At 61.7% G+C, this 24,935-nt stretch carries 26 protein-coding genes; 10 read left to right on the top strand and 16 right to left on the bottom strand.

Translation table 11 applies throughout. From position 1 onward, the window contains the following. Window positions 1-30 precede the first annotated feature (30 nt). From BUC08_RS10500 to BUC08_RS10515, 4 genes are all read left to right on the top strand, one after another. A complete protein-coding gene (locus BUC08_RS10500; protein WP_224769688.1) occupies window positions 31-999 on the top strand; it encodes a DMT family transporter in 969 nt (322 codons plus the stop codon). An 82-nt stretch (window positions 1,000-1,081) separates the two neighbouring features. Beyond that, window positions 1,082-1,735 carry a sulfotransferase family 2 domain-containing protein gene (locus BUC08_RS10505; RefSeq protein WP_037924023.1) on the top strand — a complete coding sequence of 218 codons (654 nt, stop codon included), beginning with the start codon at window positions 1,082-1,084 and terminating at the stop codon, window positions 1,733-1,735. Between the two features lie 285 nt (window positions 1,736-2,020). Continuing rightward, entirely contained in the window at window positions 2,021-3,805 is a 1,785-nt protein-coding gene (locus BUC08_RS10510) for an SLC13 family permease (protein ID WP_037924021.1), read from the top strand. 138 nt (window positions 3,806-3,943) lie between these two features. After that, on the top strand, window positions 3,944-4,978 hold the full coding sequence (locus tag BUC08_RS10515) for a fatty acid desaturase (protein WP_037924019.1): 1,035 nt from the start codon (window positions 3,944-3,946) through the stop codon (window positions 4,976-4,978). Window positions 4,979-4,982: 4 nt separating this feature from the next. On the opposite strand, the gene BUC08_RS10520 is transcribed toward BUC08_RS10515, so the two are convergent. From BUC08_RS10520 to BUC08_RS10530, 3 genes are all read right to left on the bottom strand, one after another. Then, the gene (locus BUC08_RS10520) at window positions 4,983-5,669 is read right to left on the bottom strand and encodes a helix-turn-helix transcriptional regulator (protein ID WP_037924017.1); all 687 of its coding nucleotides are present in this window, start codon (window positions 5,667-5,669) and stop codon (window positions 4,983-4,985) included. 13 nt (window positions 5,670-5,682) lie between these two features. Then, complete coding sequence (locus tag BUC08_RS10525; RefSeq protein WP_037924015.1) at window positions 5,683-5,988, bottom strand: hypothetical protein; 306 nt, start codon at window positions 5,986-5,988, stop codon at window positions 5,683-5,685. A gap of 99 nt (window positions 5,989-6,087) precedes the next feature. After that, the gene (locus BUC08_RS10530) at window positions 6,088-6,675 is read right to left on the bottom strand and encodes a TetR/AcrR family transcriptional regulator (RefSeq protein ID WP_051694110.1); all 588 of its coding nucleotides are present in this window, start codon (window positions 6,673-6,675) and stop codon (window positions 6,088-6,090) included. A 110-nt stretch (window positions 6,676-6,785) separates the two neighbouring features. On the opposite strand from BUC08_RS10530, the gene BUC08_RS10535 reads away from it, so the two are divergent. Then, the gene (locus BUC08_RS10535; RefSeq protein ID WP_037924013.1) at window positions 6,786-7,781 is read left to right on the top strand and encodes an SDR family NAD(P)-dependent oxidoreductase; all 996 of its coding nucleotides are present in this window, start codon (window positions 6,786-6,788) and stop codon (window positions 7,779-7,781) included. A gap of 104 nt (window positions 7,782-7,885) precedes the next feature. On the opposite strand, the gene BUC08_RS10540 is transcribed toward BUC08_RS10535, so the two are convergent. The 8 genes from BUC08_RS10540 to BUC08_RS10575 form a co-directional block, all read right to left on the bottom strand. Continuing rightward, window positions 7,886-10,090, bottom strand: coding sequence for a 3-hydroxyacyl-CoA dehydrogenase NAD-binding domain-containing protein (locus BUC08_RS10540; protein WP_037924011.1), 2,205 nt, complete (start codon window positions 10,088-10,090; stop codon window positions 7,886-7,888). Next, window positions 10,087-10,998, bottom strand: a complete 912-nt coding sequence (locus BUC08_RS10545) for a hypothetical protein (RefSeq protein ID WP_037924009.1) — start codon at window positions 10,996-10,998, stop codon at window positions 10,087-10,089. The genes BUC08_RS10540 and BUC08_RS10545 overlap by 4 nt, the downstream gene beginning before the upstream one ends. Window positions 10,999-11,001: 3 nt before the next feature. Next, a complete protein-coding gene (locus BUC08_RS10550; protein WP_037924007.1) occupies window positions 11,002-12,213 on the bottom strand; it encodes an acetyl-CoA C-acetyltransferase in 1,212 nt (403 codons plus the stop codon). 28 nt (window positions 12,214-12,241) lie between these two features. Next, window positions 12,242-12,874 carry a glutathione S-transferase family protein gene (locus BUC08_RS10555; protein ID WP_037924005.1) on the bottom strand — a complete coding sequence of 211 codons (633 nt, stop codon included), beginning with the start codon at window positions 12,872-12,874 and terminating at the stop codon, window positions 12,242-12,244. A gap of 351 nt (window positions 12,875-13,225) precedes the next feature. After that, window positions 13,226-13,438 (bottom strand): hypothetical protein, encoded by a 213-nt coding sequence (locus BUC08_RS10560; RefSeq protein ID WP_037924002.1) that lies wholly within the window; start codon window positions 13,436-13,438, stop codon window positions 13,226-13,228. 53 nt (window positions 13,439-13,491) lie between these two features. Further along, entirely contained in the window at window positions 13,492-15,273 is a 1,782-nt protein-coding gene (locus BUC08_RS10565; RefSeq protein ID WP_037924000.1) for an acyl-CoA dehydrogenase C-terminal domain-containing protein, read from the bottom strand. Between the two features lie 30 nt (window positions 15,274-15,303). Continuing rightward, window positions 15,304-15,705, bottom strand: a complete 402-nt coding sequence (locus BUC08_RS10570; RefSeq protein WP_037923998.1) for a MerR family transcriptional regulator — start codon at window positions 15,703-15,705, stop codon at window positions 15,304-15,306. A gap of 210 nt (window positions 15,706-15,915) precedes the next feature. Beyond that, window positions 15,916-16,311: a MerR family transcriptional regulator gene (locus BUC08_RS10575; protein ID WP_051694107.1), complete on the bottom strand. Its 396-nt coding sequence runs from the start codon at window positions 16,309-16,311 to the stop codon at window positions 15,916-15,918. A gap of 128 nt (window positions 16,312-16,439) precedes the next feature. Here BUC08_RS10575 and BUC08_RS10580 point away from each other — a divergent pair, with 128 nt between their 5' ends. The 3 genes from BUC08_RS10580 to BUC08_RS10590 are packed head-to-tail and all read left to right on the top strand — an operon-like array spanning window position 16,440 to window position 18,743. Beyond that, a complete protein-coding gene (locus tag BUC08_RS10580; protein WP_037923997.1) occupies window positions 16,440-16,859 on the top strand; it encodes a PaaI family thioesterase in 420 nt (139 codons plus the stop codon). 44 nt (window positions 16,860-16,903) lie between these two features. Next, entirely contained in the window at window positions 16,904-17,404 is a 501-nt protein-coding gene (locus BUC08_RS10585) for a PaaI family thioesterase (RefSeq protein WP_037924637.1), read from the top strand. Continuing rightward, window positions 17,397-18,743, top strand: a complete 1,347-nt coding sequence (locus BUC08_RS10590) for an MATE family efflux transporter (protein ID WP_234973753.1) — start codon at window positions 17,397-17,399, stop codon at window positions 18,741-18,743. The genes BUC08_RS10585 and BUC08_RS10590 overlap by 8 nt, the downstream gene beginning before the upstream one ends. 50 nt (window positions 18,744-18,793) lie before the next feature. Here BUC08_RS10590 and BUC08_RS10595 read toward each other — a convergent pair whose 3' ends face one another. From BUC08_RS10595 to BUC08_RS10605, 3 genes are read right to left on the bottom strand one after another with little or no spacing between them, the layout of a single operon-like run. Next, window positions 18,794-19,837, bottom strand: a complete 1,044-nt coding sequence (locus BUC08_RS10595; RefSeq protein WP_037923995.1) for a quinone-dependent dihydroorotate dehydrogenase — start codon at window positions 19,835-19,837, stop codon at window positions 18,794-18,796. After that, window positions 19,834-20,268 carry a DUF1330 domain-containing protein gene (locus BUC08_RS10600; protein ID WP_037923993.1) on the bottom strand — a complete coding sequence of 145 codons (435 nt, stop codon included), beginning with the start codon at window positions 20,266-20,268 and terminating at the stop codon, window positions 19,834-19,836. The genes BUC08_RS10595 and BUC08_RS10600 overlap by 4 nt, the downstream gene beginning before the upstream one ends. Next, window positions 20,265-20,603 carry a DUF952 domain-containing protein gene (locus tag BUC08_RS10605; protein WP_037924634.1) on the bottom strand — a complete coding sequence of 113 codons (339 nt, stop codon included), beginning with the start codon at window positions 20,601-20,603 and terminating at the stop codon, window positions 20,265-20,267. Before BUC08_RS10605 ends, BUC08_RS10600 begins: the two co-directional genes overlap by 4 nt. A 152-nt stretch (window positions 20,604-20,755) precedes the next feature. Between BUC08_RS10605 and BUC08_RS10610 the strand changes: the two genes are divergently transcribed. Beyond that, window positions 20,756-22,315 (top strand): bifunctional metallophosphatase/5'-nucleotidase, encoded by a 1,560-nt coding sequence (locus BUC08_RS10610; protein WP_037923991.1) that lies wholly within the window; start codon window positions 20,756-20,758, stop codon window positions 22,313-22,315. A gap of 68 nt (window positions 22,316-22,383) precedes the next feature. On the opposite strand, the gene BUC08_RS10615 is transcribed toward BUC08_RS10610, so the two are convergent. Beyond that, the gene (locus BUC08_RS10615) at window positions 22,384-23,652 is read right to left on the bottom strand and encodes an MFS transporter (protein ID WP_051694171.1); all 1,269 of its coding nucleotides are present in this window, start codon (window positions 23,650-23,652) and stop codon (window positions 22,384-22,386) included. 146 nt (window positions 23,653-23,798) lie between these two features. Here BUC08_RS10615 and BUC08_RS10620 point away from each other — a divergent pair, with 146 nt between their 5' ends. Continuing rightward, on the top strand, window positions 23,799-24,461 hold the full coding sequence (locus tag BUC08_RS10620) for an SOS response-associated peptidase (RefSeq protein WP_037924629.1): 663 nt from the start codon (window positions 23,799-23,801) through the stop codon (window positions 24,459-24,461). A 64-nt stretch (window positions 24,462-24,525) separates the two neighbouring features. Here BUC08_RS10620 and BUC08_RS10625 read toward each other — a convergent pair whose 3' ends face one another. Beyond that, the gene (locus BUC08_RS10625) at window positions 24,526-24,903 is read right to left on the bottom strand and encodes a hypothetical protein (protein WP_037923988.1); all 378 of its coding nucleotides are present in this window, start codon (window positions 24,901-24,903) and stop codon (window positions 24,526-24,528) included. Between the last annotated feature and the right edge of the window lie 32 nt (window positions 24,904-24,935).

The following is a 24,935-nucleotide window of genomic DNA, read 5'->3' on the forward strand; positions in this document are numbered from 1 at the left end:
ATGAGATCAAATATGTCAGAGGGCAGGTCGTTGCAAAAGAAAGATAACCCGGTGGCGGTCGCTGTCTCCAGAACCCTGCCTGCAGCCGGTGCAACTTCGGGCCCCGTCACGCGCCCGTGGATGGCTGCCTTGTCGATGCTGATTGCCATGCTGCTCCTGGGGTTCGTCGACAACTATGTGGCCCGCATCGCCACCGAAGTCAGCGTCTGGCAGTTCCTCGCGGTGCGCTCGGTCATGGCGCTGGGGCTGGTGGCGGGGCTGTCGTTTGCCGGGATGGGAACGCTCAGACCAAAACGGTGGTGGGCGGTGGGCCTGCGCAGCCTGCTGATTGCAATCGGGATGATGTGCTATTTCGGCTCGCTTGCCTTCATGCCGATTGCACAGTCGCTGGCGGGGCTGTTCACCTCGCCCATCTTCGTCCTGCTGATGACGGTGCTGGTGCTGCGTCAGAAGATCGGCCCGTGGCGGGTGATTGCCGTGGTGGTCGGGTTTACCGGCATCCTCGTGGTGCTGGGCGTGCAAGAGGGATTGCCGGGCGCGATCATGCTGCTGCCGGTCGCGGGCGGATTCTTTTACGCCATGGGGTCGCTGGCCACCCGTTTGTTGTGCGCCGAGGAAAGCACCATTTCGATGCTGGCAGGCATAATGGGCCTGCAGGGGCTCATCGGCACCAGTGTCATGATCGGCCTTGCCGTGATTGCCCCTGCCGTCCCCGAGGGTGCTGCGGGCTTTCTGCTGCGTGGCTGGATCTGGCCGATCCCGTCCATCTTTCCGCTGATCGTCCTTCAGGCGGTCGTCTCGGTCGTCGGCGTCTTCTTCCTGATCCGGGCCTACCAGTGGGGCGAGGCCAGCCAGGTCAGCGTGCTGGAATACACCATCATGATCTTCGGTCCTTTCTTCGGCTGGCTGCTGATGGGGCAGGCTGTCACACCGTCAATGATCGCAGGCATCGTCCTGATCATGATCGCGGGGCTTATCATCGCTGTCCGCTCGAGATGATCCTGCTTTCTTTTGCTTCCCAATATTCCCGCCAGAGGCATAAAATCTTATGCGCAGGCGTGCGATCGGATAGACACGGCTTATGATCCTGTCCCCCGGCCGCAAATATCTGTTCATCCACGCCCCCAAGACCGGTGGCACATCGATGGCGCTAGCGCTTGAAGCGCGGGCGATGAAGGATGACCTAATGCTGGGCGACACGCCCAAAGCGATGCAGCGGCGTCGCCGTCTGAAGGACGTGCAGACACGCGGGCGATTGTGGAAACATGCCACGCTTGCCGATCTCGACGGGCTGGTCACGCCCCAGATGCTGTCGGATCTCTTTGTCTTCACGCTGGTGCGCAACCCGTGGGACCGCGTGGTCAGCTATTACCACTGGTTGCGCGATCAGGGGTTTGACCATCCGGCGGTACATCTGGCGCAGAACCTGAGTTTCGAAGATTTTGTCCTGCACCCCCAGACCCTTGCCAGCCTGCGGGGCAGCCAGGCGGGCCATTATGTCACCGACGCCTCGGGGGCCGAGCGGTGCGATCTGTTTATCCGGCTTGAGCATGTTGCGACGGACATCGTCCCGCTTCAGACGCATCTGGGATTTGCGTTGGACCTGCCGCATGCGAACCGTTCGGCGCGTGATGTGGCTTATCAGGGGTATTATACGCCCGACAGTCAGGCCGCCGTGGCGCAGGCCTGTGCCGAGGATATCGCGCGTTTCGGCTATCGATTCGCACCGGCGTGATGTCGCGCAGATTACGCGCCGGGCAACCGGCGATGCTCTGACGCAAGCGAACTGTCGCAGGTTGCTCCGACCATTTTCCCTTGCAGGACGCTCAGTTCACAGAAGCTGCCCGTTTTTGTGGCTGGCCGAAGGGGAGCCGGTCGGGAAACTGTTGGTTTTCCAGATGGCATCGGCGGATTCTATGTGCCTCCTGCAAGTCGCAGTTGAAAGACGTCCCAGAGTGGCACACATAGAACCGTTCAGGGCGCTCAGCGCCTTCGGGGTGTTTTGAGGAGAGCACATTCCATGACCGATTTCATTTCGACAAACGCGCCAGTGATCGCGATTGTCATTCTTATTGGCCTGTTCATCGCCTTCGCGCTGGAAAAATACCCCCCAGAAGTCACCGCCACCGTCGCCGCCGCTTTGTTCATTGTGCTGGGTCTGGTGCCGGGGGATCAGGTCATGGCGGCCTTTTCCAATTCGGCACCCATCACCATCGGGGCAATGTTCATCATTTCCGGGGCGTTGGTGCGCACCGGGGTGCTGGATGCCATGGCCCATCTGGTGATCGGACGGGCGCAAAGCAGGCCAATCCTGGCCATCGCCATCTTTCTTGCCGCAACGGTCGCGGCGTCGGCCTTTATGAACAACACACCCGTGGTGCTGGTGCTGATCCCCGTGGTGATCCGGCTTGCGCACAGCCTCGGGTTTGCGCCCACGCGCCTGCTGATCCCTCTGTCCTATGCGGCCATCCTGGGGGGCACCTGTACGCTGATCGGCACCTCGACCAACATTCTGGTGGACGGCATCGCGCGCGAGGGCGGGCTTGAAGCATTCTCGATTTTCGAAATTGCCCCCGTGGGCCTTACCGTAGCCATCGTCGGCAGCGTCACGATGCTGGTTCTGGGTAAGTTCCTTCTGCCTGAGCGCGGACAAAAAGGGATCGAAGCAGAAGCCAGCGAAACCGTGTTCCTGTCGGAAATCACCGTGCTGCCAAATTTTCCCGGCGTTGATCAGCCCCTGGGCACATTGGTTGAATTCCAGCGTCCGGGCATCCGGATCACCGGCGTGCGCAAGGCGGGTGTCATCAGCCGAAACGACCTGGACGCCTACGTCATCCAGAAAGGCGAGGTGGTCATTGTCCAGGCAACCACGTCCGAACTGCTGACACTGGCCGAGATCAAGGGGCTGCGCGTTGGGCTGCGCCGTTCGGTCGAACTTGAGCCGGGCGCGGATGTGCAGATCGTCGAAGCCATCCTTGCGCCCTCGCGCTGGCACACAGGGGTGCGAATCTCCGATCTGGCTCTGGGCCGCAGGGCCGGGGTGCGGGTGCTCGGGGCTTTCCGGCACGGGCATATTCCCGGCTCGGACCTCAGCAGCGTGCGCTTGCGCCCCTCGGACAAGCTGTTGCTGGAAGGCAGCGCCGAAGGCTTTGCCGAACTTGCTCGTTCAGGTGACGCGGTGTCGATCACCGAACCCAGTGCACGCGCGTTCCGGCGGCGTCAGGCCCCTGTGGCAATTGCGGCGTTGGTGGCCATCGTGGCGCTGGCGGCGCTGAACGTCATGCCCATCGGCCTGTTGGCGTTGGTCGGGGTGGCGGGCATCCTGCTGCTGCGCTGCATTGACGGCGACGAGGCATGGGCGTCAATCGACGGGTCGATCCTTGTTCTGATCTTCGCAATGCTGATCATCGGTGCGGGGCTTGAAACGACAGGCGCGGTTGAACTGATCGTGTCGGTGCTGGAACCCTACCTGTCCGGTTTGCCACCGCTGGCGACGCTGTTCGCAGTCTACTTCATTGCCTCGATCCTGACCGAAACCGTGACAAATAACGCGGTGGCGGTGGTGTTTACGCCCATCGTCATCTCGCTGGCCACGCAACTGGGCATCGATCCGCGTCCCTTCGTGGTCGCGGTGATGTTCGCAGCAAGCGCCAGCTTTGCCACACCCATCGGCTACCAGACCAACACGCTGGTGTACGGTGCGGGGAACTACAAGTTCGTCGACTTTCTGAAAATCGGGGTGCCGATGAACCTGATCGTGGGTATCACCTCGGTCCTGACCATCAGTATATTCTTCCCCCTTTAAGAGCATTTGGGGGTGCGCATGGCAGCGCACCCCGGCAAAAGCCCGCCAGTTACCAGTTTTCTGCCTGTTTGGCCCAAGCTTCGTTTGCAAATCTGCGACGATGCTCTATTCACACAACCAACAAGAAAAAGCAGGCATATGCCAGAATTCCAAGATCCCACTTCGCAGCAAACTGAAACACGGGCAGCGCGGGAGTGGGTTAAAATCCTTTCCCAATACCGCGAACCCAACGTCATGCGCAGCGTCTACGAGCTGGTCGTGACCGTCGGTCCGTTCCTGACCCTGTGGGTCCTGGCATGGTGGGCGATGTCGGTCAGCTATTGGCTGACGCTGACCCTGTCATTGTGCAATGCAGCGTTCATCCTGCGCCTGTTTGCCATCCAGCACGACTGTGGACACGGGGCGTTCTTCAACAACCGCACCGCCAGCGACTGGCTGGGGCGGGTGCTGGGGGTGCTGACGCTGACGCCCTATGACGTCTGGCGGCGCACGCACTCCATCCACCACAGCGCATCTGGCAATCTGGGCCGTCGCGGCATCGGTGACGTGCACACGCTGACGGTGGCGGAATACAGCGCGCTCGGCCCGCTGATGCGCTTTCACTACCGCGTGTACCGGCATCCTGTCGTGCTGTTCGGTCTGGGGCCGGGGTATCTGTTCTTTTTGCAGAACCGGATACCGCTGGGACTGATGAACAAGGCGCGGTACTGGTTCAGCGCCATGTGCACCAATGCCGTGATCCTGTGCGCCCTGGGTCTGATCCTGTATTTCGGCGGGCTGATGCCGATCCTGCTGATTTTCCTGCCCTCGACCCTGCTGGCCGCGACGGCGGGCGTGTGGCTTTTTTATGTACAGCATCAGTTCGAGACGACCCATTGGGCGGCCGAAGAAGACTGGACCCTGCACGAGGCGGCGCTGCATGGCAGTTCGCACTATGTGCTGCCCGGCTGGCTGCAATGGCTCAGCGCCAATATCGGCATTCACCACATCCACCACGTGCACAGCCGCATACCGTTCTACCGGCTGCCCGAAGTGCTGCGCGACCATGTCGAATTGGCCATCAGCAACCGCATGACCATTGGTGAAAGCCTGCGCAACGCGCGGCTGCACCTGTGGGATGAACAAAGCAAACGGCTGCTGTCTTTTGCCCAGTTCCGGGCGTTGCAGCGGTAGCAGATCAGTCTGATCGGTCGGTGCCTATCGTGTTCAGATAGTCCTGAATTGTCTTGCCCGCCTCGGGCTTGAACAATTGCCCCGTGCGCACGCAGGCGGTGATCCGATCAATGCGGAATGCGCGAAATGCGTCTCTGAGCTCGCACCATGTGCTGAGCGTCCAGACCTGACCCCAATATTCAATTTGCAGCGGTCGCACGGTTCGTGTGGTCGTGGTGTCGTCCAGCGCGTGATAGGTGATGCGCAACCGCTCGCCCGCACGTATGGCGGTGCGGATCGTGGGCATGTGTTTGAACCCAAGCTGCGCCTGCGCCAGCGGATAGACGCCAAACCCCCAACTTTTCGGAGTGCTGCGGCGGTTCGACGCCGTTTCGGCCACCTTGGCCAACAGGGTTCTGGACGCGGCTTGCAACTCTTCATCTGCGGCCCGCGCGACGATGGCCATGCCAAGGTGCAATGCTTCCAGCTCGGCCATGGACAGGGTCATCGGCGGCAGGAAGACCGGCTCGCGCAAAAGATACCCGACGCCCCGCTCTCCTTCCAGCGGCACGCCAGAGGCGACAAGCGTGTCCATATCGCGGTAGACCGTTCTGACCGATACGCCAAGCGCCTGCGCGATGTCGCGCGCAAGGTGCAGACGACCGTCACGAATGATCTCGATGATTTCCGAAAGCCGGTCGCTGCGCCTCATGGTGTCCTTTGCGTCAGTTGACCGATACTTCCAGCTCGGTGTGGGTCATGGTGACTGTCGGTCCGTCAATGGCGGACAGGAAGGGGCGGTTGCCCTCGGGGGCGCCGATGCCCGCTGCCGCAGCTTTGGCGGCGTCCATGTCCTGCCATTCGATGTGTTCGATCCACAGACCGTCAGCGTTGTAGGACAAACGGCGGGCGATGAACCCTGTGCACCCCGAGACATACGCGTTCATGGCGGTCGCAGATTTGGCAAAGTCGGCGGGTTTTACACCGTCTTTAAGGCGGAAGGTGACGGTTTCGATGATGTGTTTGGTCATGACAGGCTCCTTATGTCTTTGTACTTGGTCCTGCCGTGATAGGCGAGAACAACTGACAAAACCTGTCAGTTGAGGTTGGCCGGGTCGGATTTGGCGGCTTCAGGATTTGTAGTCAAACTGCGGGAACACATCGAAGATTTGCAGGTGTTTCATTTCGCCCTTGTTCAGCTTGCCGGATGCGGTCAACTGGGCAAAGCCGTGCACCATGCTCCAGTGCATGACCTGCGCACGCAGCGCGGCGTCGGGGGCGTCGGACTTGTCCCAGATCAGCCCTTCCGACACGTCGCACAGCACCGCAAAGCAACGGCCCGCATGGTGCAGCAGGTCCGGGTCGTCGCCGTTGGTGCGCTGGGGCGAGAACATCAGTTCGAACAGGCCGGGGTTTTGCCTGGCAAACTCGACATAGCCGCCCATGGCCGCCTGCCTGCGGTCTGCGCGTGACGCATCCGGGGGCAGGCCGGTCTGCATGGTTTCGGTCAGGCGTTGGTAGCCGCGCGCGGCGATGGCGGACATCAGTCCCGCGAGGTTTCCAAAGTGGTTCTTGGGCGCTGTGTGGCTGACGCCCGCGCGGAGGGCACAGGCCCTCAGGGTCAGGTCGGCCAGGCCCTGCTGGTTCAGGATATCCAGCCCCGCCTGAACAAGGGCCTCTTTCAGATTGCCGTGGTGATATGTGCTTTGATCGGTCATGGCGGCATCATCCGCCAGATTGTTTACAGTGTAAATATCTGTTGACGGGCTTGGGGATTTGATGGCAGCGTATATTTACACTGTAAATATTTTTTGCACCGGAGCCCCCCGTGTCCCATACACCGCACCCTACCAAATATTACGATGACCTTGCCCGAAGCTTTCCGTCGATGTCGGGAAAGGTGGTGATGATCACCGGCTGTACTTCGGGAATGGGGCTGGTTCTGGCGCAGACCTGTGCGGGTCTGGGCGCGCAGGTCGTGATGCTGAACCGTCCGTCGCCGCGTGCGGATGCGGCGCTGAATGGGGTGTTGGATGCGGGCGGTGACGCGGTCCTGGTGCCGTGCGATCTGTCCAGTTTCGACAGTGTCCGCGCGGCGGGTGCGACCTTGCGCCGGGACTTTGGCGATCAGGGCTGTGATGTATTGTGCAACAACGCGGGCATCATGGGCGTGGCGGACAAGGCGACCGAGGACGGTTTCGATGTGCAGATGCAGGCGAACCATCTGTCGCATTTCCTGCTCACGCATGAGGTGTGGCCGCTGTTGGAAACCGCCGGGGCACAGCGGGGCGAGGCGCGGGTGGTCAACCATTCATCGGGCGCACGGGGCAAGCCGGGGCGGCCATTGCATGCGAAGTACCTGGCACGCAACGGCGGCAATCTGGGGGGCGACGGTTGGCCAGGGCTGGCGAAATGGACACGCTACCAGCAGTCAAAGCTGGCGAACCTCATGTTCACTTACGCATTGGACGACCGCGCAAGGCAGCGCCCCGACAACAAGGTCAAGGCGCTGTGCGCGCATCCGGGACCGGCGGATTCAGGGTTGCAAGGCAAGACGACACAGGCGGGCGGGGACCGCTGGCTGGACCGGTTTATCCTGGGGCAAGCGTTGAAATATGCACAGTCGGTCGAGGACGGCACCAGCGGCATTGCGCGGTGCTGTTGCGAGGCGGACGTGCAAAGCGGTGCGTTTTACGGACCGAACGGGCCGCATCGGACGGGACCAGCGGTGTTGCTGCCGCCCGAGCGGAACCCGGCGAACGAGGCGCTGATCTGGGAAGAGAGTTTGAAGGCAACCGGGATCACTGACTTCTTCAAGCCTTAGAGGATGAACACTAACGCGCAGCACCGTTACCCGGCGTGACAACGTACTGAAATGAAAAGGGCACCCCGAAGGATGCCCTTTTGCGTTTCTGTATGGCTTTGGCCTCAGGCCGCAGCCGCTTCAGCCTTGGGGCCAAACCGGCCATAGAAGGTCTGGTTCTTCTCGGCCATCTCGCGCAGCAGGGCAGGGCATTCGAACCGGTCCCCGAACTTTTCCTGCAACTGGTCACAGCGTTCCGCCGCATAGGGCGTGCCCAGAATATCCAGCCAGCTGAACGGGCCACCCGACCACGGCGCAAAGCCCCAGCCCAGGATCGCGCCCACGTCGCCCTCGCGGATGTCTTCCAGAACGCCCTCTTCCAGCGCACGGACCGCTTCCAGCACCTGCGCGAACATCAGACGTTCCTGCACTTCGATCAGGTCGGGCTGTTCTTCGGCCAGCGGGTATTTGTCGTGGATGCCTTTCCAGTATCCCAGACGCTTGCCGTTTTCGTCATAGTCGAAATAGCCCGCCTTGGACTTGCGCCCCAAACGGCCCTTGTCTTCCATCCACACGATCAGGTTGTCGGCCTCGGAGCCGGGATAGGCGTTGCCCATCGCAGCCTTGGTCGCCTTCATGATGCGCACGGCCAAATCGACCGAGGTTTCGTCGCCCAGCTGGATCGGCCCCACGGGGAACCCCAGTTGCTGTGCGGCATGGTCGATCAGCACCGGTGCCACGCCTTCGGTGACCATCCGCGTGGCTTCGTTGCCATAGGGGATGATGCAGCGGTTGGCATAGAAGAACCGCGCGTCGTTGACCACGATCGGCGTTTTGCGGATCTGGCGCACGTAATCCAGCGCCTTGGCCACAGCACGATCACCGGTTTCAGCCCCCTTGATGATCTCGACCAGCGCCATGCGTTCGACGGGCGAGAAGAAGTGAATGCCGATGAACTGCTCGGGACGCACCGACGCCTTGGCCAGATCCGAGATCGGCAAGGTCGAGGTGTTCGAGGCAAAGATGCACTCCTCGGGGATGATGGCCTCGACCTTCTTGGTCATCTCGGCCTTGACGCCGGGGTCTTCGAACACCGCCTCGATGATCAGATCACAGCCTTTGAGCAGCTCCAGATCCGGGGTCGCCGTGATCTGTGCCAGCAGCGCCTCTTTCTTCTCTTCGGTGGCTTTCTTGCGCGCGATGCCCTTGTCCATATAGCTGGCGGCATAGGCCTTGCCCTTGTCCGCCGCCGCTTGGTCGCGGTCGATCAGGACAACTTCGATGCCCGCCTGTGCCGACACCAATGCGATGCCCGCACCCATCATGCCGGCGCCTAGAACGCCCAGCTTCTTGACGCGTTGGTCCGGCACGTCCTTGGGACGCACAGCCCCTTTTTCCAGGGCTTCCTTGTTCAGGAACAGCGACCGGATCATCGCGCCCGACGACGGGTTCATCAGGATGTTGGTGAACCAGCGTGCCTCGATCTTCAGCGCGGTGTCAAAGGGCACCAGCGCGCCTTCGTAAACTGCCGACAGCATTGCCTTGGCGGCAGGGAAAGCGCCCTTGGTCTTGCCGTTGACCATGGCGTTGGCACCGACAAAGTTCATGAAGCCCGCAGGATGATAGGGCGCTCCGCCCGGCATTTTATACCCCTTGCCATCCCAGGGTTTCAGAATGTCCGCGTCCTTGGCGTTCAGCACCCAGTCGCGGGCGGCGGCAACCGGATCATCCACCACTTCGTCGATCACACCGGCGGCCTTGGATTTGTCGGGGGACAGCATCTTTCCTTCCAGCAACAGCGATGACGCACCCAGCAGGCCCAGCTTGCGCACCAGACGGGTGGTGCCACCGGCCCCGGGGAAGATGCCGACCATGATCTCGGGCAGGCCGATCTTGGCCTTGGGGTTGTTGGCCGCGAAAATGCGGTGCGTGGCCAAAGGCAGCTCCAGTCCAATGCCCGCCGCGGTGCCGGGCAAGGCGGCGGCGATGGGCTTGCCGCCCTTGTTGGTCTTGGCATCCATGCCCGCGCGCTCGATCTTGCGCAGCAGGCCGTGCATTTGCATCGTGCCTTCAAACAAACCCTTGGCCGGATCGTCGCCCGCGCTTTCCTTCATCTTGGCCAGCAGGTTCAGGTCCATGCCGCCCGCAAACGTGTCCTTGCCCGAAGTGATCACGATCCCCTTGACCGCGTCATCGGCCAGCGCGTCGTCGACCAGATCGTTCAACTGGCCAAGCCCTTCGATGGACATGACGTTCATCGTCTTGTCCGCCACGTCCCACGTGATGATCGCAACGCCGTCGGCGTCCTTCTTCATGGTGAAATCTGTCATTTCTGGTCTCCCTTTTCTGGAGTGTAGTCCGGTGTGTTTTCCATGTCGGCAGCACTTAGCGCCGACCAGTTCAAATGACCCAGGGCGCGCATCACGGTGGTGACGCGCCAAAGGCCGTTTTCCTTGCGCAGGGTCATCGAGGCATCCCAGGGCGGCACGACATGGTTGGTGCCGCGCATCATGTGCATCCGGTAGGTTCCGGTCATCTGATCGCCGCCGATGATTTCGGCGGTTTTGGCTTGCCGGATCATCTCGGTCACGCCATGGGTTTTGAAATCGCGCTGGTATTGTTCAAAGTCAGCGATGATCTGATCGGGCGTCTCAAAGCTTTCGACGCCCTGCCGGGTGACCAGATGCAATGGCAGCGACACGCAATTCAGCCAGCCCTGGACATCATTGCCGACAAAGGCGGCGCTGATCCGGTCAAGGATGGTCTGAAAGTTCTGCAACCGGTTCCTGGTCTCGGACCTGTCCTGGGCGGGGGCATCGAATTCCTCCTGTCGCAGCAACGGCCAATCCGCCGTGTGCAGGGATGAATCCGAAATCCCGACCTTCCAGACGTCGTCCTCGCGGAACAGCGACATGCGTGTCAGGTAGGGGGCCGCAGCATCGACATCGCCCCGGCGCAACCGCGTCGTGTGGTAACCCGAGATTTGCTGAGGCGAGATGAACTTGGCGGTGTCGCAACTGCGCAGATAACCGTCGATGCGCTGTTCGCTCAGCATGTCACGATAGCTGGTCACGCCCTCCATGATGGATTGTCTGGACCGGTGCGTGGTGCAGCCATCCATCGTTTTCATCACGAACGGCAGGCGCGCGAGTGCGGCAAAACCTGCCGCGTCCCTGTCCACCACAGCCTGTGTCAGCTGTGCCAGAAGGTCCTGATATATCTCGCGCGCCGTGGCCATGCGTCAGACCCGTTCGATGATCGTGGCCGCACCCATGCCCGAGGCGATGCACAGCGTGGCAAGGCCCACTTCCTTGTCCTGACGCTCCAACTCGTCCAGCAGGGTGCCGATGATCATCGCGCCGGTCGCGCCCAACGGGTGCCCCATGGCGATCGAGCCGCCATTCACGTTGACCTTTTCATGCTCGACGTTGAACGCCTCCATGAACAGCATCACGACCGAGGCAAAGGCTTCGTTGACCTCGAACAGGTCAATGTCGCCGATGGTCATGCCGTTGTCGGCCAGGATCTTCTTGGTGGCGGGCACAGGGCCGGTCAGCATGATGGTGGGATCGGTGCCGATCTTGGTGGTGGCGCGGATGCGCGCGCGCGGCTTCAGGCCGTATTTTTCGCCGAATTCCTTGTTGCCGATCAGCACGGCAGCCGCACCGTCGACAATACCGGACGAGTTGCCCGCGTGGTGGATGTGGTTGATCTTTTCCAGATGCGGATATTTCAGCAGGGCCACAGCATCAAAGCCGGGCATGACTTCGCCCATCGCCTGAAACGCGGGGCTCAGCGCGCCCAGCGTCTGCATGTCGGTCTGCGGGCGCATGTATTCGTCATAGTCCAGAATGGCCAACCCGTTCTGGTCGCGCACTGTGATCACCGACTTGGCAAAGCGTTTTTCGTCCCACGCTTTCTTGGCCCGCTGCTGCGAGGCCACGGCCAGCGCGTCGGCATCGTCGCGGCTGTGACCGTATTGCGTGGCGATGATGTCGGCGCTGATGCCTTGGGGGACGAAATAGGTCTCCAGTGCCACGGACGGATCGGCGGCAATCGCGGCCCCGTCGCTGCCCATGGCCACGCGGCCCATCATTTCGACGCCACCGGCGATATAGGCCATACCGGCCCCGCCCTTGACCTGGTTGGCGGCCAGGTTCACCGCTTCCATGCCGCTGGCACAAAAGCGGTTGATCGCAAGACCGGGGATCGACTGGTCAAGGTCCGATGCCAGCACGGCAGAGCGCGCAAGGCAGCCGCCCTGTTCCATCACCTGCGTGACGTTGCCCCAGATCACGTCCTCGACGTCGTGGCCGTCCAGATTGTTACGCTCTTTCAGCGCGTTCAGCGTCAGTGCCGACAGGCGCAGCGAGGTCACCTCGTGCAGCGCGCCGTCCTTGCGGCCTTTGCCGCGCGGCGTGCGCAGGGCGTCATAGATATAAGCTTCGGTCATCGGGATGTCCTTTCAAGTTCAGGATCGGTCAGGCGCGGTCAGCGGGGCTGCCGGGCATCAGGTCATAGGGGTGTTTCCAGCCGGGCAGGCTTTCGATGTTGCCCAGCCATCGGTTGATGTTTCTGTGCGCCTTGCGGTCAAAACCGAAAGGTTCGGGGTAAAACAGGTAACCGCAACAAGAGAAATCGGCATTGGTCACGCCGTCGCCCACGATCCAGTCGCGCGTGGCAAGGTGGTCGTCGAGCGTCTTGTAAGCGGTTTTCAAACGGCCAAGGTTAAAGTCGATCACCGCCTGCGGGCGTTTGTCCGCGGGCAGGAAGTTCATCAGGAACCGGGTCAGACCCGCCATCGAGCTGAGTTTGTGGTTGTCGAACAGCACCCAGCGCAGCACGTCGTATTTTTCGGCCTCGGTGCCGCCGAATTTGCCGGTCTTGTCGGTGATGTACTGCTGGATCGCACCAGACTGGCTGATGTACATGTCGCCGTCGATCAGCAGCGGCGCTTCGCCCAGCGGATTGAGGTTGCGAAACTCGGGCGTGCGGGTGGCACCACCGAAAAAATCGACCTTCACGGGCGTCCAGTCCAGACCGGACAGCTCAAGCGGCAAGGCCGCTTTGTAAGAGTTGCCGGATTCACCGAAGCAGTGCAGTTGCATGGTCATGTGTTCAAGCCCCTCCTTGGGCGCGTGTCTGTACGGACGTGCCGGGGGTTTCACACCCCCGGACCCCCGTGGAGTTTATGCCGCAAGATGAAGATGGGAACGTCTCAGGCATTGTTAACCCCGATTGCCGCAAAGTGATCCCGCGCGGCAGACTGGCGCGTTGCGCCGCGTGCAAGGTGAAGCGCCGCTGGCCGAACTGTATGGGTCAATCCCGAATGGGTATCGGGCAGTGGGGTGATCCACGGCGCGCGCGCCTTCATCTTGCCAGAAAAACTCCCGCCGGAGGCTCCCGCAGGGACTGCGCACTGCAAGTGGTGTTGTGTCATCGCATCCTCCCCAAGATGATCTGCCTCAGCGTTTGCGCGCGTCAAGCTCACTGTTGAACAGCCGCAGGCGGCTGGTCAGGTTGTCCTCGTCCGCGATGCTGTCGAAGTTCTCGAACACAAACGACAGCGCCTCGCCCTCGTCCAGCCCTGCGTCGGCTGCAAACCGTTTCAAGCGGCGAAAGCCGTCTTCGGTCATGGCGACGTTAAAGCGGCGGGTGAGGCGAAAGCGTTTGGGCATTTTGACTCCGGCGAATATGTGCCGGACGCGCGCGGACGCGTCCGGCAGGGGTCTTAGAAGTTGGCCGCGTCCAGCGCCATGACCGTGTCTGCGCCCGATTCAATGCGTTTCAGGTGCAAGGCGGTCGCGGGCAGTTGGCGTGCCATGTAATAGCGGCCTGTGGCCAGCTTGGTCTCAAAGAACGCCACGTCGGATGTGCCCTCTGCCAACGCTTCCATCGACGCCTTGGCCATGCGCGCCCACATCAGGCCCAGGCAGACGTGCCCGAACATGTGCATAAAGTCGTTCGAGCCGGACAGTGCGTTGTTGGGGTTCTTCATGCCGTTTTGCATGAAATACATGCCCGCGGCCTGCAGGTCCTTGGACGCAGCTTTCAGCGGGTCAAGGAAATCCTTGTCAAAGGTGGCGTCCTGTCCGGCGTTTTCTTTGATGAAGTTCTTGACCATGTCAAAGAACGCCATGACGTGTTTGCCGCCGTCCTGCGCCAGCTTGCGGCCAACCAGATCCAGCGCCTGCACCCCGTTGGCCCCTTCGTAAATCTGGGCAATGCGGGCGTCGCGGGTGAACTGCGACATGCCCCATTCCTCGATATAGCCGTGACCGCCATAGACCTGCTGGGCCTTGACGGTCATGTCATAGCCTTGATCGGTCAGGAACCCTTTGATCACCGGCGTCAGCAGCGACACCAAACCGTCGGCCTCCTTGTCGCCCGCGCGGTGTGCTGCATCAATCAGCGAGGCCCCCCAGAGGATGAAAGCCCGCGCGCCTTCGACAAAGCTTTTCTGATCCATCAGGCTGCGGCGGATATCAGGGTGCACGATCAGCGGATCTGCCGGGCCGTCGGGGTTTTCCGCACCGGTCACGGCGCGCCCTTGCAGGCGGTCCTTGGCGTAGTCCAGCGCGTTCTGGTAGGCCACGTCGGCCTGTGCCAGACCTTGCATACCCACGCCCAGACGCGCCTCGTTCATCATGGTGAACATGGCGCGCATGCCCTTGTGTTCTTCGCCCAGCAAAAAGCCGGTGGCGCCGTCATAGTTCATCACGCAGGTCGAGTTGCCGTGGATGCCCATCTTTTCTTCGATCTTGCCGACGGTCACGCCGTTGCGGTCGCCCAGGCTGCCGTCGTCCTTCACCATGAACTTGGGCACGATGAACAGCGACACGCCCTTGATCCCTTCCGGTCCACCAACGATTTTCGCCAGCACCAGATGGATGATGTTGTCGGCCATGTCGTGTTCGCCCGACGAGATAAAGATTTTCTGGCCGGTGATCTTATAGCTGCCGTCGTCTTGCGGTTCGGCTTTTGTACGCATCATGCCCAAATCTGTACCACAATGCGGTTCGGTCAGGTTCATGGTGCCGGTCCAGTCGCAGGCGACCATCTTGGGCAGGTAGGTGTCCTTTTGCGCGTCAGTGCCATGGGCCAGAATGGCCGAAGCCGCCCCGTGGGTCAGGCCCTGGTACATGGTGAATGCCTGGTTCGCCGCCGAGAACATCTCGCCCACTGCGGACCCCATGACGGCGGGCATGTTCTGGCCGCCGTATTGCTCGGGCATGTCCAGACCGGTCCAGCCGCCTTCCTTGACTTGCGCAAAGGCTTCCTTGAACCCTTTGGGCGTGTAGACGACGCCGTTTTCCAGACGGCAGCCTTCCTTGTCGCCCACGGCGTTCAAGGGGGCCAGCACCGACGACGTCAGTTTGCCCGCTTCTTCCAGGATGGCCGAGGTGAAGTCAGGCTCGAGCTCGTCATAGCCCGGAATGTCGCTTTTGGTGACCTTCAACAGGTTGTGCAGGACGAATTGGGTGTCTTTGGTAGGGGCGGTATAGCTGGGCATGTCCGGTCTCTCTATTGGTCGTGAAGGACGTTACTGGGCGGCTTTTTGCGCGCTGTTCATCGAGGCAAGCATCTTCTCACCCCACTTGATCTGGCTTTTCAGATCTTCGATGGCTTCGTTCAGCTCGTCGCGCTGGCTGATCATGTCGGCCAGGCGCTGCTTGGCGATCTCATAGGTGCTGGCCAACTGCGTGTGCTGCTGGTCACCCATGTCGTAAAGATCCAGAAGCTGCCTGATTTCTTCCAGGCTAAAGCCAAAGCGTTTGCCGCGCAGGATCAGCTTCAGGCGGGCACGGTCGCGTTTGGTGAAAAGGCGTTTCTGACCCTCGCGGATCGGGAACAAGAGTTCCTTGGCCTCGTAGAACCGCAGCGTGCGCGGTGTCACCTCGAAGGCGTCGCACATCTCGCGGATTGTCATTGTTTTTTGGTCCATAACATCGTCTCGCATCAATTGTTACACATCCGATCTGCAAAAAAGATGGGGGCGTTGGAGGTACCTTACAACATTGCTTGACGTTGACGTAAGCTAAACGTCACGTCACATTTTGGTTGACGCAGTTCATCGCAACGTCAACTGGTTGAGTCGACAGAGTTTTCCCGCATTCAGGGAATGGCGTTACATTTTCACGGGAAGCGGTGTGGGTTAGACGTCGCTGGTTTCCGCGGCGGGACGCCCCAGTTCCTCACCGATATCACGGCGCAATTGCTTGAGTTCGCTCAAGGCTTCGTCCAGATGCGCGCGTTGTTCGGTCAGTTCCTTGATCTGCCCGTCGGCCATGTCGATCCATTTGTTCCATTGGGCATGGGTGCCCTCGCGTTCATAGATCAACAGCCACTGGCGGATGTCTTCCAGTTGGAAGCCGAATTTGCGCCCCTTGAGAATCAGTTTCATCCGGGCGCGTTCGCGCGGGCCGTAATAGCGCGCACGGCCCTCGCGGTCAGGTTGCAACAGCTCGATATATTCGTAATACCGCAACGTCCGGGGGGTCACTTCGAATTCGGCACACATCTCTTTGAAAGTCAGACGGTCGTCACTCATTTGGCTCATCCTCGCTCGTCGCTGTGCAAATTAGGACGCGGGAAAAGGAAGCGCAACCTGCAGTGTTGTGGTTTGACGGGCAGGGCATGCTGACCGTATGAAGTGCGCAGGGTAGCGAAGAGGAATTCATGGACAAGGTCCAGATGGCAAGACAATTCATCGAGGCAATCCCACATGCGCGCGATCTGGGTTTGCAGTTGATTGAACTGGAAAACGGCGTTGCTGTGATCACCATGCCCTATGACAAGAAACTGATCGGAAATCCGGCGACCGGTGTCGTTCATGGCGGTGCGGTGTCGGCGCTGATGGACACGTGCAGCGGTGCGGCCGTGATGAGCCACCCGGACGCGCCGGGCAGCACGGCGACGATTGACTTGCGCATCGATTACATGCGGACGGCCACGCCGGGCGATACCATCACGGCAACTGCAACCTGTTATCACATGACGCGGTCCGTGGCCTTTGTCCGTGTTACGGCCACAGACAATGACACGGACAACCCCGTCGCCACGGCCACGGGCACCTTTACAGTGGAGCGTCCCAGATGACCGATGCACAGCCAAAATCCGGGGGGGCCGCCGCAATCAAGCGGATGTCGGTCACGGAACGGCACGCCCTGCACAAGCGTTGGGACCAGTCCTTGAACACGTTGGCGATCAATGTGCCTTATATTTCCTTTCTGGGTATCGACTTTGACCGACGGGGCGACGAGTTGACGGCGATTCTGCCGTTTCAGGACAAGCTGATCGGCAATCCGTTTCTGCCTGCGATCCACGGCGGGGTGACTGCGGCATTCCTGGAAGTCACGGCGGTTATGACCCTGTCGCGGCAATATCTTTGGGAAAAGCTGGAGAACGGCGAGCTGGACCTGGACCGGCTGGAAAAGGGCGAAGTGCCGCGATTGCCCAAGACCATTGATTTCACCGTGGACTTTCTTCGGTCGGGTCTGCCCCGCGACGCTTATGCTCGGGCGCGGATCAGCCGCGCGGGGCGGCGCTATGCCTCGGTGCATGTCGAAGCCTGGCAGGATGACCACACCCGCTTTTTCGCGCAGGCCACGGGGCATTTCCTGATGCCGCAAAAACGTGTCTGATCCAGCGGCCACGGCTGCGATTGCGGACCTACCACGAGCGCCGATCACCCATCGCCGTGTGCTGGCAATCGCTCTGCCCATCGTGCTCAGCAATGCCACCGTGCCGATCCTCGGCGCGGTGGATGTCGGCGTTGTCGGGCAATTGGGCGAGGCCGCGCCCATCGGTGCCGTGGCGCTGGGCGCGATTGTCATCGGTACGCTTTACTGGGTGTTCGGGTTCCTGCGCATGGGTACGGTCGGCATGGTCGGGCAGGCCGAAGGTGCCGACGACAGTGCCGAGGTTTCTGCGCTGCTGACCCGTGCCTTGCTGATCGCAGCCGGTGGGGGGCTGGGGCTGATCGTGTTGCAGCCGCTGCTGTTCTGGGGGGCCTTTGCGCTGGCCCCTGCTTCGGACGAGGTCGAAGGGCTGGCGCGGACCTATATGACCATTCGAATCTGGTCGGCACCTTGCGCCATCGCGGTTTTCGCGCTGACCGGTTGGCTGGTGGCGATGGAGCGCACGGCGGGGGTGTTCTGGATACAGTTTGTCATGAACGGGACCAACGTGCTGCTGGATCTGTGGTTCGTGCTGGGGCTGGGTTGGGGTGTGGGCGGCGTGGCCTTTGCCACCGTGATTGCCGAGACACTGGGGGCGGGCTTTGGGATCTACCTGTGCCGCGACGCGTTCTCGCGGCCCGACTGGCGTGACTGGACGCGCGTGTTCGACCGCGTGGTGCTGATCCGCATGGCGCTGATCAACACCGACATCCTGATCCGTTCGGCCTTGCTGATGGCTATTTTTACCTCGTTTGTCTTCCTAGGGGCGGGGTTTGGCGATGTGACGCTGGCCGCGAACGAAGTGCTGGTGCAGTTCATGTATGTTACCGCCTATGCGATGGATGGCTTTGCCTTTGCCGCCGAAACGTTGATCGCCCGGGCTTACGGGCGGCGCGACCCTGCGCGTGTGCGGCGCTCGGCGCTGCTGACCTCGGGGTGGGGCGCGGTAACATGCGTGATGCTGGCGCTGGGATTTGCACTGGGCGGGCCGTGGCTGATTGATGTGATGGCCAAGGATCAGGGCGTGCGGGATACGGCCATGGAATTCCTGCCATGGATGGTCGCGGCACCTTTGGCGGGCTGTGCAGCCTGGATGCTGGACGGGATATTCATCGGGGCCACACGCGGGGCGGACATGCGCAACATGATGCTTGTCAGCTTTGCGATCTATGTGGCCTGCGCGGCGGTTGCCCTGCCGCTTTTGGGCAACCATGGCCTGTGGCTGTCGCTGCTGGTCAGCTTCGTGGCGCGTGGGGTGACCCTGGGCATGCGGTATCCGGCGCTGGAGCGCGACGCGCATTAGGCACGGGGGGGCGCTGCCCCGAAGTAGACTTGAAGCCAAAAGAAGCGGCGTCAGAGCCAGTCCTTGGTGTTGGTGCCGACCGCTTCCGAGACCGAGCCAAAGCCGTCCTGCTGCAGCAACACATCAAGGCCTTGGGCGATCCGCGCCGCCAGGCTGAGGCCGCCGTAGACAAGGCCGGTGTAGAGTTGCACCGCAGAGGCGCCCGCGCGGATCTTGGAATAGGCGTCGCGGGCCGTGCTGACGCCACCGACACCGATCAGCGGGATATCGGTCAACGTGTGCAGTTTGGCCAGCGTGTGGGTGGATTTCTCGAACAAGGGTGCACCGGAAAGCCCGCCAGCCTCTTTTGCGTGGGGGCTGCGCAGGTTGATGCGGTCCAGCGTAGTGTTGGTCGTGATAATCGCGGAAATCCGGGCATCCTCGGCCACTTTGGCGATGTCGGCCAGATCCTGATCGGTCAGATCGGGCGCGATTTTCAGGAACACCGGCACGTTGCCGCGCACCTGCATGACGCCGTCCAGCAGGGCGGCCAGCGCCATCGGCCCTTGCAGGTCACGCAGCTTTTCGGTGTTGGGCGAGGACACGTTGACCGTGGCAAAGTCGATATGACCACGCGCCATTTGCAGCACGCGGGCGAAATCTTCGGCGCGGTTGGCGCTGTCCTTGTTGGCCCCCAGGTTCAGTCCCACGGGGATCGTCCTGTGGGCGCGGGCCAACCTGCGCACGATGGCCTCGGCCCCGTCGTTGTTGAACCCGAACCGGTTGATCGCGGCGCGGTCCTCGGTCAGGCGAAACAGGCGCGGTTTGGGGTTGCCGGGCTGTGGCAGGGGGGTCGCGGCCCCCACCTCGATAAAGCCGAAGCCCGCGCGCACCAGCGGGCGGATCGCGGTCGCGTTCTTGTCGAACCCCGCGGCCAGCCCGACCGGATTGTTCAGCGTCAGACCCGCGATGCGCGTGGTCAGCCGCGGCGAGGTCACCGGACCGGGCAGGGCGGCAAAGGGCGTGTGCAACGCGCGCAAGGCAAGGCCGTGGGCCATTTCGGGGTCGATCCGGCGCAGGGCGGCCAAGCCCATTTTCTCGATACTGCGCTTCATCCGAAGGTTGCTCCGGCGTCGGAAGGCGATGTCCGGATCAACCGCGAGGTCAGCACGGCGGCCTGACGGTGGATCACCGCCTGCTTGTAGTCGGGGTCGGTGACCATCGCCAGAAAGGCACCCGCATCGGGATAGCGGGCGATGAAACAGGCGTCCCACACCTCATCTGCCGGTCCGATCAGCGTGGTCTGATACGTCCCGCGCCAGACGATACGCCCGCCCAGACGCGCCAGAACGGGGCCAGAGTCGCGCCCGTAGTTGGCATAGGCCTGCGCGCCGGTCAGCCCTTTGCCGGCAAGCGGGTGATCCTCGGGATAGGCGGCCTGTTCACGGAACCGCACAAGGTTCAGCATTTCGATCGGATGATCGCGCGGCAGGTCCTTGAAAGCGTCGAACTGCACGCGTTCGGGGTCGATGTGGCTGTCGGTCATAGGACACCCGCGGGGAATTGGTGAACGCCGTCCTGCAGGGGCAGCGGCTGTGCCCATGCCACGTCTTCCAGTTTCAGCGGGCGGTAAAGGTGGGGAAACAACGCACCGCCGCGCGATGGCTCCCAGACCAGCTTGTCACTCAGGTCGTTCGCCTCAAGTCCCAGCAACCACAGGTTTTCTTCGCCCGCGAAGTGTTTGGCTGCGGTTTCGGCAGCCTGCGCAGGTGTCGAAAAATGCACATAGCCGTCGGTGACGTCGATGGGGGCGCCCAAAGTTTCGCCCTTGGCGCGCAGGTCTTGCCATTCATCGGCACGGAATATTTTCAAAATCAGCATGGCTTCACTGATGCCGTGTGCCTTGAGGTTGGTCAAGCGGCCAAGGCTTCCGATACGTCAATTCGCGCGCCGTGCACTCCGGTTTTGACTCTTAATCAGAGCGCCGCCAGAGTGATGCCAATGCCAACAGACCTTTTAGGGGGATACCTGACATGTTTTTGCGTCTGACACAGACAGCGATCGCGCTTGCGCTGACCGCTGGCACAGCGATGGCGGATTATTCGCTGACCATCCTGCACACCAACGATTTCCATGCACGGTTTGAACCGATCAGCAAATATGACGGTCCCTGCGGTGCCGAGGATAACACGGCCGGCGAATGCTTTGGCGGTACGGCGCGGCTGGTGACGGCGATCAAGGATGCCAAGGCACGCTCGAACAACGCCATCCTTGTGGACGGCGGTGACCAGTTCCAGGGCACGCTGTTCTACACCTACTACAAGGGCAAGCTGGCCGCCGAGATGATGAACATGCTGGGCTATGACGCGATGACCGTGGGCAACCACGAATTCGACGATGGCCCCGAGGTGCTGGCCAGCTTTATCGATGCGATCAATTTCCCGATCCTGATGTCCAACGCCGATGTCTCGGGCGAGCCGCTGCTGGCGGACAAGATCGCGAAATCCACGGTGATCGAACGCGGTGGTGAAAAGATCGGCCTGATCGGCCTGACGCCGCAGGACACGGACGAACTGGCCAGCCCCGGCAAGAACGTGATCTTTACCGATCCGTCCGACGCGGTTCAGGGCGAGGTCGACAAGCTGACCGAAGAGGGCATCACCAAGATCATCGTGCTGTCGCACTCGGGCTATGTGGTCGACAAACGTGTGGCCGAGAACACCACCGGCGTTGACGTGATCGTAGGAGGCCACTCGAACACGCTGCTCAGCAATACCGACGAAAAGGCCGAAGGCCCCTATCCCACGATGGTGGGCAGCACCGCGATTGTTCAGGCCTATGCTTACGGTAAGTATCTGGGCGAGCTGAACGTGACCTTTGACGACGCGGGCAACGTCACCGAAGCCAAGGGCGATCCGATCCTGATCGACGCGAGCGTGGCCGAGGATGAGGCGACCGTGGCGCGCATTGCCGAAGCGGCGGCACCGCTGGACGAGATCCGCAACCGCGTGGTGGCCGAAGCATCAGACCAGATTGGCGGCGACCGGGAAACCTGCCGTGCGATGGAATGCTCGATGGGGACGCTGATTGCCGATGCAATGCTGGCACGGGTCAAGGATCAGGGCATCGAGATCGCGATCCAGAACGGCGGCGGTATTCGCGCGTCGATTGATGCAGGCCCCGTCACCATGGGTGAAGTGCTGACCGTGCTGCCGTTCCAGAACACGCTGTCCACGTTCCAGGTGACTGGCGCGACCTTGATCGAGGCGCTGGAAAACGGCGTGAGCCAGGTGGAAGAGGGCGCAGGCCGCTTTGCCCAGGTGGCGGGCATGTCCTATGCCTATGATGCGTCGAAGCCGGCGGGTGAGCGGGTGTCGGACGTGATGGTCGGCGGCGCGCCGATTGATCCTGAAAAGGTCTATGGCGTCGTGTCCAACAACTATGTGCGCAACGGTGGTGATGGTTACAAGATGTTCATCAACGCCGAAAACGCTTATGACTTCGGGCCGGATGTGGCGGATGTGTTGGCCGAGTATCTGGCCGCGCAGGCGCCGTTCACGCCGGTCACCGACGGTCGCATCACGGTCAAGTAAGGCGCTTTGCCGCCTAAACTGACAGGGCACGCAGGCATCGTTCTGCGTGCCCTTTTTCGTGGCTGTGCTTACGAGGCTGCGGCAGTGTCGGCTTCGGCCTGCACTTCGGCCTCGGATGCACCCAGGACCGCGGTTTGCGGCGTGCTGCCGCGACCGCCCGGTGCCACCTGAAAGGCGGTCTTGTCCGCGTCTTTCACGGCCACCCGGCGCGAGATGCGCCATATTGTATAGACGATCACCAAAACATGGGCGACGGCGGTGACCATGAACAGGGCCCGGTCGGCAAAGTTGCTCATCGCCCAGCCTGCCATCAGCGGCCCCACGATACCGCCGCCGCCGTAAAGCAGCAGCAGTCCGCCCGAGATCTGGATCGACGTGCCGGGGGCGGCGTGGTCGTTGGCATGGGCCACGATCACCGGATACATGGCAAAGATCGACCCGCCCAGGATCGCGGCCAGGACCAGGTTGGGGATACGCCCCTGTGGTGCGATGGTGATGAACAGGATGTCGGCAACCAGCGCGGCCAGCGCGATGCCCACCAGCACCTTGCGCCGGTCCATCCGGTCGCTGAGAATGCCCACTGGGATTTGCGCCAGCGCACCTGCCAGGATCGGCAATGAGGTAAAGAATGCAATCGCGGCCAGCATCAGCCCCGTGCGTTCCGCATAGACCGCCGCCAGCGTGCCAAAGGCCGAGTTGCTGACCCCCACCCAGAACACCGCGAAGACTGCGACAGGTGAATTGCGCCACAGGGCTTTCATATCCAGTCGCGCAGCCACAAGCGGTGCGGGGTTGGAGTTGGAGGACAGGGCGGTGGGGACCAGCGCCAGGCAATAGAATATCGCGCCCAAGGCAAAGAAGAAAAACCCGGAGGTGTCGCCCAGCGTCAGGGTCATCTGACCCGCGGTCACCGCTCCGAGGTTGACCATCGTGTAGACGCCAAAGATGCGCCCGCGCTGCTCGGGTGCCGCCTGATCGCTCAGCCAGCTTTCGACAATCATCGCAGCACCTGCAAAACAGAAACCGCAAACGCCGCGCAGCGCGATCCACGCCCATGGTGTCAGCATGATCGCAGACCCCAGCATCGACACCGCGGCAATCGCGGCCATCGCGCCGAACGCGCGCACGTGGCCGACATTTGCCACCAATCGCGGCGTCAGCACGCAACCGGCCATGTAGCCGATGGCCCAGCCCGTGCCGAGCAGACCTAAGGAAAAGGCCGAAAACCCCTCGGCGCTGCCACGCACCGGCAGGATCAGCCCGTTGATGCCCCCTGCGAACAGCAGGAAGGACGAGCCGAGCAAAAGGGCAAAGACGGGCAGGAACTGGCGGATCATGGGGCAGGTGTCCAATCGGTCGGTGTGGTTGCAGTCTGCGCGGCTTTGATGGCGGTTGCAAACGGATGGCGTCGTCTTTCCGCTCAATGCGGGTGGGCCGTGGACGGGGCTTGGACCTGTGGCACAAGTCGCCTACATTCCCCACCATGTGTGGCCGCATTGCCGTTACTCTACCACCCGACGCGATGGCGCAACTGTTCGCGGCAGCGCCCGCAAACGATTTGCCGCATGTGCCCAATTTCAACGTCTGCCCCACCGATCCGGTGCATGTCGTCCGCAGCGATGGCAGTCAGCGGTCGCTGGGGGCGATGCGTTGGGGGTTTATCCCGCAATGGTACAAGAAACCGAATGACGGACCGTTGCTGATCAACGCGCGGGCCGAGACCATCGCCGATAAACCCGCCTTTCGCAGCGCTTGTCGCGACAGGCGGTGTGTCGTGCTGGCCACCGGGTTCTATGAATGGACCAAGGATGCCGACGGCAACCGACTGCCGTGGTACATCACCCGCCGGGATGGCGCGCCCTTGACCTTTGCGGCCATCTGGCAGGATTGGGAGGGGGGCGATACCCGGTTGCGGACCTGCGCCATTGTCACCACGGGGGCCAACGCAACGATGTCCGCCATTCACCACCGGATGCCTGTCGTGCTGGAGCCGGAGCAGCTGTCACTGTGGTTGGGAGAAGAGGGCAAAGGTGCCGCCCGCCTGATGCAGCCAGCGCCCGAAGACACATTGCAGATGCACCGTGTGAGCACGGCCGTAAACTCGAACCGCGCCGAAGGGCCCGAACTGATCGAACCCTTTGAGTGAAACGCCGAACGACCCGCTTGTCTGGACGACAAGCAGGTCCCAGAGCGTGTCGCCCTGCGCAGTATCAGTTGCCGAGTGGAGGCGTGCTGAAGCTGATCGCGCCCGAAGCGTTGGAAATGGCCTCTTCGTCGGCATCTTCGGCCAGGACCAGGCTGAAATCGTTTTTCATTCCGGCGAACACGGTGAATGTCTCTTCGCCCTCGATCGCGATCGGGCCGACGGTCCAGTTTTCATCTTTGGCCACGATCGACTGTTCGGCTTCGGATGCGTTGATGAACCGGACAGTGTCGCCGGGACTTGCATACGTCACACGCGGAAAGAAAGATGCGCCCAGAACCATGACGGTGTGTTCGTTGGTGGATTCACCATCGGCGAAGGCGGCAGGGGCCAATGTCGCACCGAAAGCGGCGGCAAGGGCCAGTTTTTGAATAGAACGCAGCATGAATGCTCCTGTTTGGTCCGGCCCCACCCGAA

The organism is Pseudosulfitobacter pseudonitzschiae, from assembly GCF_900129395.1.
Taxonomy (GTDB): Bacteria; Pseudomonadota; Alphaproteobacteria; order Rhodobacterales; family Rhodobacteraceae; genus Pseudosulfitobacter; species Pseudosulfitobacter pseudonitzschiae.

Excerpts from the sequence above, each read along its gene's own strand:
- BUC08_RS10505 (WP_037924023.1), top strand. The coding sequence starts at position 1,082 with ATGATCCTGTCCCCCGGCCGCAAATATCTGTTCATCCACGCCCCCAAG.
- BUC08_RS10510 (WP_037924021.1), top strand. The coding sequence starts at position 2,021 with ATGACCGATTTCATTTCGACAAACGCGCCAGTGATCGCGATTGTCATT.
- BUC08_RS10515 (WP_037924019.1), top strand. The coding sequence starts at position 3,944 with ATGCCAGAATTCCAAGATCCCACTTCGCAGCAAACTGAAACACGGGCA.
- BUC08_RS10520 (WP_037924017.1), bottom strand. The coding sequence starts at position 5,669 with ATGAGGCGCAGCGACCGGCTTTCGGAAATCATCGAGATCATTCGTGAC.
- BUC08_RS10525 (WP_037924015.1), bottom strand. The coding sequence starts at position 5,988 with ATGACCAAACACATCATCGAAACCGTCACCTTCCGCCTTAAAGACGGT.
- BUC08_RS10530 (WP_051694110.1), bottom strand. The coding sequence starts at position 6,675 with ATGACCGATCAAAGCACATATCACCACGGCAATCTGAAAGAGGCCCTT.
- BUC08_RS10540 (WP_037924011.1), bottom strand. The coding sequence starts at position 10,090 with ATGACAGATTTCACCATGAAGAAGGACGCCGACGGCGTTGCGATCATC.
- BUC08_RS10545 (WP_037924009.1), bottom strand. The coding sequence starts at position 10,998 with ATGGCCACGGCGCGCGAGATATATCAGGACCTTCTGGCACAGCTGACA.
- BUC08_RS10550 (WP_037924007.1), bottom strand. The coding sequence starts at position 12,213 with ATGACCGAAGCTTATATCTATGACGCCCTGCGCACGCCGCGCGGCAAA.
- BUC08_RS10555 (WP_037924005.1), bottom strand. The coding sequence starts at position 12,874 with ATGACCATGCAACTGCACTGCTTCGGTGAATCCGGCAACTCTTACAAA.
- BUC08_RS10560 (WP_037924002.1), bottom strand. The coding sequence starts at position 13,438 with ATGCCCAAACGCTTTCGCCTCACCCGCCGCTTTAACGTCGCCATGACC.
- BUC08_RS10565 (WP_037924000.1), bottom strand. The coding sequence starts at position 15,273 with ATGCCCAGCTATACCGCCCCTACCAAAGACACCCAATTCGTCCTGCAC.
- BUC08_RS10570 (WP_037923998.1), bottom strand. The coding sequence starts at position 15,705 with ATGGACCAAAAAACAATGACAATCCGCGAGATGTGCGACGCCTTCGAG.
- BUC08_RS10575 (WP_051694107.1), bottom strand. The coding sequence starts at position 16,311 with ATGAGTGACGACCGTCTGACTTTCAAAGAGATGTGTGCCGAATTCGAA.
- BUC08_RS10580 (WP_037923997.1), top strand. The coding sequence starts at position 16,440 with ATGGACAAGGTCCAGATGGCAAGACAATTCATCGAGGCAATCCCACAT.
- BUC08_RS10585 (WP_037924637.1), top strand. The coding sequence starts at position 16,904 with ATGTCGGTCACGGAACGGCACGCCCTGCACAAGCGTTGGGACCAGTCC.
- BUC08_RS10595 (WP_037923995.1), bottom strand. The coding sequence starts at position 19,837 with ATGAAGCGCAGTATCGAGAAAATGGGCTTGGCCGCCCTGCGCCGGATC.
- BUC08_RS10600 (WP_037923993.1), bottom strand. The coding sequence starts at position 20,268 with ATGACCGACAGCCACATCGACCCCGAACGCGTGCAGTTCGACGCTTTC.
- BUC08_RS10605 (WP_037924634.1), bottom strand. The coding sequence starts at position 20,603 with ATGCTGATTTTGAAAATATTCCGTGCCGATGAATGGCAAGACCTGCGC.
- BUC08_RS10610 (WP_037923991.1), top strand. The coding sequence starts at position 20,756 with ATGTTTTTGCGTCTGACACAGACAGCGATCGCGCTTGCGCTGACCGCT.
- BUC08_RS10615 (WP_051694171.1), bottom strand. The coding sequence starts at position 23,652 with ATGATCCGCCAGTTCCTGCCCGTCTTTGCCCTTTTGCTCGGCTCGTCC.
- BUC08_RS10620 (WP_037924629.1), top strand. The coding sequence starts at position 23,799 with ATGTGTGGCCGCATTGCCGTTACTCTACCACCCGACGCGATGGCGCAA.
- BUC08_RS10625 (WP_037923988.1), bottom strand. The coding sequence starts at position 24,903 with ATGCTGCGTTCTATTCAAAAACTGGCCCTTGCCGCCGCTTTCGGTGCG.